Source organism: Mannheimia sp. (assembly GCF_056854775.1).
This window is the reverse complement of record NZ_JBXGGI010000085.1, coordinates 1-7,299: the sequence shown is the minus strand read 5'-3', so window position 1 is coordinate 7,299 and position 7,299 is coordinate 1. Positions and strand designations below refer to the sequence as shown.

General features: G+C 38.0%; 7 protein-coding genes. 5 read left to right on the top strand and 2 right to left on the bottom strand.

From position 1 onward, the window contains the following. Window positions 1-707: porin (locus ACJHV0_RS06075; RefSeq protein ID WP_483133669.1), on the top strand; the 707-nt coding region annotated here is incomplete at its 5' end. A gap of 174 nt (window positions 708-881) precedes the next feature. Further along, window positions 882-1,964 (top strand): 3-phosphoserine/phosphohydroxythreonine transaminase, encoded by a 1,083-nt coding sequence (serC, locus tag ACJHV0_RS06070; protein ID WP_483133668.1) that lies wholly within the window; start codon window positions 882-884, stop codon window positions 1,962-1,964. A 42-nt stretch (window positions 1,965-2,006) separates the two neighbouring features. Here serC and ACJHV0_RS06065 read toward each other — a convergent pair whose 3' ends face one another. Beyond that, window positions 2,007-2,984: a calcium/sodium antiporter gene (locus tag ACJHV0_RS06065; protein ID WP_483133667.1), complete on the bottom strand. Its 978-nt coding sequence runs from the start codon at window positions 2,982-2,984 to the stop codon at window positions 2,007-2,009. 112 nt (window positions 2,985-3,096) lie between these two features. On the opposite strand from ACJHV0_RS06065, the gene glnD reads away from it, so the two are divergent. Further along, on the top strand, window positions 3,097-5,661 hold the full coding sequence (gene glnD, locus ACJHV0_RS06060; protein ID WP_483133666.1) for a bifunctional uridylyltransferase/uridylyl-removing protein GlnD: 2,565 nt from the start codon (window positions 3,097-3,099) through the stop codon (window positions 5,659-5,661). Window positions 5,662-5,711: 50 nt separating this feature from the next. Here the strand turns inward: glnD and ACJHV0_RS06055 are convergent, their stop codons facing one another. Continuing rightward, complete coding sequence (locus ACJHV0_RS06055; protein WP_334233591.1) at window positions 5,712-6,107, bottom strand: Z-ring associated ZapG family protein; 396 nt, start codon at window positions 6,105-6,107, stop codon at window positions 5,712-5,714. Window positions 6,108-6,401: 294 nt separating this feature from the next. On the opposite strand from ACJHV0_RS06055, the gene rplM reads away from it, so the two are divergent. After that, entirely contained in the window at window positions 6,402-6,830 is a 429-nt protein-coding gene (gene rplM, locus ACJHV0_RS06050; RefSeq protein WP_025217228.1) for a 50S ribosomal protein L13, read from the top strand. A gap of 15 nt (window positions 6,831-6,845) precedes the next feature. Further along, entirely contained in the window at window positions 6,846-7,241 is a 396-nt protein-coding gene (rpsI, locus tag ACJHV0_RS06045) for a 30S ribosomal protein S9 (RefSeq protein ID WP_025217229.1), read from the top strand. The last annotated feature ends 58 nt before the right edge of the window (window positions 7,242-7,299 follow it).

The following is a 7,299-nucleotide window of genomic DNA, read 5'->3' as shown; positions in this document are numbered from 1 at the left end:
AAAAAGAGTATGGTCAGCTTACTTTCGGTAAACAAGCAGTAATTGCTGATGATGTAGGTTTAGCAAATGACTACGCATACGGTTTATTAAATGACTATGTGCCAACTTCTAGCACAAGTGCCATTCGTTATGACTATAACGGTATTGAAGGTTTAACATTAAGTGCTAACTATAACTTTAGCCAAAATCAAAAAAATGACGGTAAGGCTTTAGATAAAGCAATCAAAAATGGTTATGGTTTCGGTGCAATTTATGAAGTAAACAACTGGATCTTCCAAGGTGCTTACGGTCGCACACACTATAAAACAGACTCAGAAGATAAAATTCGTGCAAACGCATTTGATGCAGCAGTTGGCTATAACATCAATGATGCTGTGTTAGTAGGTGTTGATGGTGGTTACCAAATTGAAAAAACCGGTTCAGACAAAGATAAATCTTTCTATGTTGGTCCAATGGTTAAAGTTCAAGTAACTGATAAATCATCTATCTATGGTAACTATAAATATGCTCAAACTAAATACGAAGGCGGTTCTAAAGATAAAGAACACGGTTTCTTAGTTGGTACTGACTACAAATTCCATAAAAACGTAGTTGCTTTCGTTGAAGGTGCATATGTGAAAGGTAGATCATACGATTCACAAGGTAATCACAGCTCAGCTAAAACAACAGAACAAGCAATCGGTGTTGGTTTACGCGTAAACTGGTAATTACTGATTTGCTAATCTAGTTTAACCCCTAACAAATTTTTGTTAGGGGTTTTATTTTGCAAATTTTTCAGAAAATACGACCGCTTGCCGGGTAAAATAATTTCCCTATCACTCTACCATTTCCCTATTTTTCGGATAGAATATAATCATTATTTTTAATACAAGAGGTGAAAAATGACAGAGGTTTATAACTTCAGTGCAGGTCCGGCAATGATGCCGAAAAAAGTGTTAGAAAAAGCACAACACGAATTATTAAATTGGTTAGATCAAGGCACTTCGGTAATGGAAGTAAGCCATCGTGGTAAATTGTTTATGGAGTTAGCGGCTCAATCTGAGGCTGATTTGCGTAAACTTTATAATATACCGGAAAATTACCGCATTCTCTTTTTACAAGGCGGAGCAAGAGGTCAGTTTGCGGCGATTCCAATGAATTTGATTGGCAAAAAAGGCAAAGCTCTTTATTTAAATTCAGGGCATTGGTCTGCAACTGCGGCAAAAGAAGCTCGTAACTTCACCGAAATTGATGAAATTAATATTTTAGATACCGATCCGCAATTAAAAGTAAACCGCTTAGATTTTAGCGATATTGCTGATCAGTATGATTATGTTCACTATTGCACCAATGAAACTATTAGCGGTGTTGAAATTGTTGATATTCCGAATGTAGGTAACACGCCGTTAGTGGCGGATATGTCATCAAATATTTTGTCTCGTGGTATTGATATTAGTAAGTTTGGGGTAATTTATGCAGGTGCTCAGAAGAATCTAGGACCGGCAGGTATTACGATCGTGATTATTCGTGATGATTTAATCGGCAATGCCCGCAAAGACACGCCTTCTATTTGGAATTATGCGGTTCAGCGTGATGCGGATTCAATGATTAATACGCCACCCACTTTTGCTTGGTATTTGTGTTCATTAGTATTCAAACATTTACTGGCAGAAGGTGGATTAAAAGCTACAGAAGAGCGTAACTTAGCGAAAGCAACGTTGTTATATGATTATTTAGATAGCTCAAAATTCTATTACAACACAGTTGCAAAAGAAAACCGCTCATTGATGAATGTAACCTTTACCACGGGTAATGATGAATTAAATGCAAAATTTGTAAGTGAGGCGACCGCTTGTGGCTTACAAGCCTTAAAAGGACATAAAGTACTAGGCGGTATGCGTGCTTCAATTTATAACGCAATGCCGATTGAAGGGATTAAAGCGTTGATTGAGTTTATGAAAGAATTTGAACAGCGTAATGCCTAAATAGGAAGAAAAGAGCCACAATTTGTGGCTCTTTTCGTTTTATTAGATGGCAGTTTTAAACAGATAGAAGTTATAACCTACATAGGCTATGAAAAGAATAAATCCTTCTAAGCGGTTAATTCTTCCACCTTCCGGTCGGCGATAGATATTCAAGCCAAACACAAAAAGTAAGAAGGTTAGAGCAGACATAATCACAATATCACGAGAGAATACTTCTGCAGCTGCTTGCATTGGTTCAATTGCACCGGCAATACCAACCACCGCTAGGGTATTAAATAAGTTAGAACCGATGATGTTGCCTAATGCTAAATCCACCTCACCTTTACGAGCAGCAGCAATAGATGATGCTAATTCAGGTAAAGATGTACCCACTGCTACAATGGTTAAACCAATCACTAAATCGCTTACACCAAAGAATTTTGCAACTTCAACTGCTCCCCAAACCAAAAATTGAGAACTCACAACTAAAAGCACTAAGCCAATAATCAGCCATAAAATGGATTTGCCTAAACTCATTTCTGAGCTACTCTCTAATTCAGCATCAACATCAATTGCTAACGCGTCATTTTTACTTTTCATTGCGGTAATGACTGTCCAAACCATATAAACCGCAAATACAGTAAGTAAAATAATCGCATCTAAACGGGTAACATCGGCATCATAAAGTAAATAGGCTGAAAGTAGCGTAACTGCCATTAAAATAGGTAATTCCTTTTTCAATACTTCGGAATTTACCATTAATGGTTTAATAAGGGCGGTTAAACCTAAAATAAGAGCAATATTGGTAATATTTGATCCATAAGCATTACCAAGTGCAATGCCGGGAGAGCCACTTAATGCAGATGAAGCTGAAACAATCATCTCTGGGGCTGATGTACCAAAGCCGATGACGACAATTCCAATTAATAATGGTGTCATACCAAAATGTTTAGCCGTAGATGCTGCCCCATCAACGAAACGGTCAGCACTCCAAACTAACACAATTAAGCCACCGATAATGGCAGCAAGAGCAAGAGTCATAAATTATCCTTCTATTACAAAATGAAAGTGCATTATAGCTTGTTGTGTAAAAATAAATATAGGCAAAGCAAAATAAATCACCTATTATTTTGAAAAATTTGGACGAGTAAATATGAAAAATAGCAACGAATTAAAAACGCTTTTAGCTGAATTTACGGAAAAGCAAAAACAGGCATTTCCAACTACAGATGTAATGGATCTCATTACTGAGCGTAGCCGTTTTTGCGATGAAATTTTGCTCACGCTTTGGCAACAATACGGGCTGGAAAAGCGTGAAGATCTTGCATTATTAGCGGTTGGCGGTTATGGGCGGGAGGAGATGTTTCCGCTCTCTGATCTTGATGTTTTAGTACTGTCTGAAAAGCCGTTAGATGAAACCACACAACAATTACTAAATGAATTATTTAATTTGCTGTGGGATAGCAAATTACAGCTAGGAACAAGTGTTCGAACCCTTGATGAATGTATTGCGATCGGGAAAGCTGAAATTTCAGTTGCTACCAATATGTTGGAAGGGCGTTTTCTATTCGGCAATCATCAGCTTTGGATTAGATTAAAAGAGGCAATATATCAGCCGGATTTTTGGGAAATTGATGCATTTTTTAAAGCAAAAATGGACGAAAAAAACGCTCGCTATGCCCGCTATCATAATACCAGTTACAACCTTGAGCCTGATTTAAAACACAGCCCGGGAGGGTTGCGAGATCTGAATTTGATCTCTTGGATTATGCTACGTCAATACGGTGTACATTCATTCATTGATTTGCTCAATAAAGGGTTGCTCTATTCCGAAGAATATAAAGAATTAATGGCAGCACAAGCGGTGCTTTTTCGTATGCGTTTTGCACTTCACTTGCAGCTTAAACGTTACGATAACCGTTTGAGGTTTGATAGACAGCTACAACTCAGTGAATTTTTAGGCTATCAAGGCGATGGTAATCAAGCGGTTGAAATGATGATGCGTGATTACTTCCAAGCTACAAAATCCATTTCTCAACTCAGCCAGCTTATACTGAATGGTTTTGAGCAGACCCATTTATTCAATTTGCAAAAAACAGGTGAAAAACAACCGCTTGATCCTTATTTTTATCAGCAAAATCAGATGATATTTATTGAAGATCGTCGCATTTTCAAAAATCATCCCACTACAATGTTGGATTTATTCTTCCATCTTACGCATTTCCCACAATTAGCTGCGAGTGCAGATACGTTAAGGCAACTGCGTTTATCTCTCCAGCAGCAAGAGCAGGCTCTTTGTGAAAATGAGAAAATGAGAGAAAAATTTGTGCAACTTTTCCACCAACCTAAAGTGGTATCCAGAGCGATTTTGCCAATGCACCAATTAGGTTTTTTGACAGCCTATTTACCACAATGGAAAGGGATTGAAGGGCTGATGCAGTTTGATTTGTTCCATATTTATACCGTAGATGAACATACGGTTCGGGTAATGCTGAATTTAGAAAACTTTGCTGAGAAGACGCAAGATTCTATTTTTCCTCTCGCTAAAAGTTTATTTTCACAGTTATCGGATAAGCACGGCTTGATTTATCTTGCCGCACTTTTTCACGATATTGCAAAGGGCAGAGACGGCGATCACGCTAAAGTAGGGGCGGAGGATATGCGTGAATTTGCCAAATTACACGCATTTAACCAAGAGCAAACTGATTATATGACTTGGCTTGTGGAAGAACATTTGACGATGTCGATTACTGCTCAACGGCGTGATATTCACGATCCAGAAGTAGTGCGTGCATTTGCAAAAAAAGTGAAAAATTCGACCGCTTTATCTTCATTGCTTTGTTTAACGGTTGCCGATATTTGTGCAACCAGCGAGAGTTTATGGAATGATTGGAAAGCTTCACTTTTTACCCAACTTTACCAATTCACGTTGCAGCAATTAGCGGAAAATTTAGATTACGAAGCGGTAGCAAAAGAACATCGCTTGCAAGCATTAGAATTGATGAAATTGGTACTTTCTGCTGATGAAAGAAAGCGATTGATAACCTTTTGGCAACCTTGCCCACAAAGCTATTTTTTACGCCATAAACCCACTCAATTGGTGTGGCACGCATTAAGTTATATTAAAAATCGCGAACTGCCAATGGTGTTAATCAGCAACGAGTATGCAAGGGGCGGAACAGAAATTTTTGTTTGTTGCCAAGATCAGCCTCAACTTTTTGCCCGTATCGCTCATTTATTAAGCCAAAAGAAAATCAGCATTCACGATGCTCAAATTATTACCAGCGAAAACGGCTTGGTATTAGACAGTTTTATTGTAACTGAACGTAATGGAGAAGATTTAACCAACGAAAGAAGTCTGCAAATTCAGCAATCTTTGATAAAAATGTTAGCAATGCCGCACAATCAGACTAGGTTTATTAAAAAGCCTGTTAAGCACGCGTCATTTAAACGTAAAACAAGGTTACGTTTTCTTCCTCAATCATCAAAACAGCAAACTGAATTTGAGTTATTTACCCTTGATCGAGATGGATTATTGGCTCAAGTTGGTTATATTTTTAATCGACTAAACTTGAATTTATTAAATGCGAAAATTACTACTATTGGCGAGAGAGTAGAGGATTTCTTTGTGGTAAATAATGCTGAAGGAAAAGCACTCTCGGAACAAGAGCAGTTGGTACTTCAAGAAACAATAATGAGAGAACTGGATAGTGAATAGTAAAACCGCTTGTAGTGATGAATTACAAGCGGTTGTTTTTGGGAAAAATTTTACGATTTTAATAAGCCGGAAGAACCTTCGGAGTAATCTCTTGGTTGATCTTCTTCTGTTTTTTTAGGTTGAACAGGCAGCTGAGCTTGTTGGAAAAACTCAATATTTTTAGCATTTTCCGGTAATAACTTTTCAGAACTTTGAGCTAAATGGGCATACAGTTTTTTATAATCAGCCGCTAACGTTGAAAGTAATTGAGCGGATTGCTCGAAATGTTGCTCAAGTTGTTGTTTTTGTTCATCAAATTGTGTTTTGGTTTGTTTAAGTTCTCGCTCTAATTCGTGTTGCTTCCTTACATTACTATTAAATACACGCACTAGGGTACAACCTACCACAGCTCCCACAATAAATGCAGCGGCAATTGCTGCCCAAACATCACTTGTCCATTGTTCCATCATAAACTCCTTATGTTTAAGTAGTGAATTTATGGTCCTATTTTTAACATTTTGGCTTTTATTTGAAAAGCTCCAAATGATTAAAATGTGATATAGGTTCAATTTTAAAGAATAAGTCTAAAAAATATTAGATTTTTGGCTAAAAAGTCTGTATAATTCTGCCACCCTGTTTTGCTTGGAGTTTCCCGCCAAGCAGTTTGGTCAGAATTGACTCGAAGGGGTTGGATTCTACCGTCATAGGTAATTCCTTTTTAAGGAATTGGGTTATAAACTTTATATTTTGGTATTTAATTAATGAAAACTTTTGTAGCAAAACCAGAAACAGTACAACGTGACTGGTATGTAGTAGATGCGACAGGTAAAACTTTAGGTCGTTTAGCTACTGAATTAGCACGCCGTTTACGCGGTAAACATAAAGCTGAATATACTCCGCACGTAGATACAGGTGATTACATCATCGTTATCAATGCAGAGAAAGTAGCAGTAACTGGCAAAAAAGAAACTGATAAAATCTACTACTGGCACACTGGCTATGTAGGTGGTATCAAAGATGCAACCTTCAAAGAAATGATTGCACGTCGTCCAGAAGCAGTGATCGAGATCGCAGTTAAAGGTATGTTACCTAAAGGTCCTTTAGGTCGTGAAATGTTCCGTAAATTAAAAGTTTACGCAGGTAACGAACATAACCACGCTGCACAACAACCACAAGTTTTAGACATCTAATCACGGAGCAGAAAAATGACAGCAGCAAATCAAAACTACGGCACAGGTCGCCGCAAAAGCTCTTCAGCTCGTGTATTTATCAAACCGGGCAGTGGTAACATTACCATTAACCAACGTTCTTTAGAGGTTTACTTCGGTCGTGAAACTTCACGTATGATCGTTCGTCAACCATTAGAGTTAGTTGAATTAACAGATAAATTAGACCTATACATCACTGTAACCGGTGGTGGTATTTCTGGTCAAGCGGGTGCAATCCGTCACGGTATCACTCGTGCATTAATGGAATACGATGAAACTCTACGCCCAGCACTTCGTGCAGCAGGCTTCGTTACTCGTGATGCACGTCGCGTTGAACGTAAAAAAGTGGGTTTACACAAAGCACGTCGTCGTCCACAATACTCAAAACGTTAATTTTATTTTCGTTTTCAGCAAAAAAGGCAGGAGTTCCTGCCTTTTTTATTATCTATAA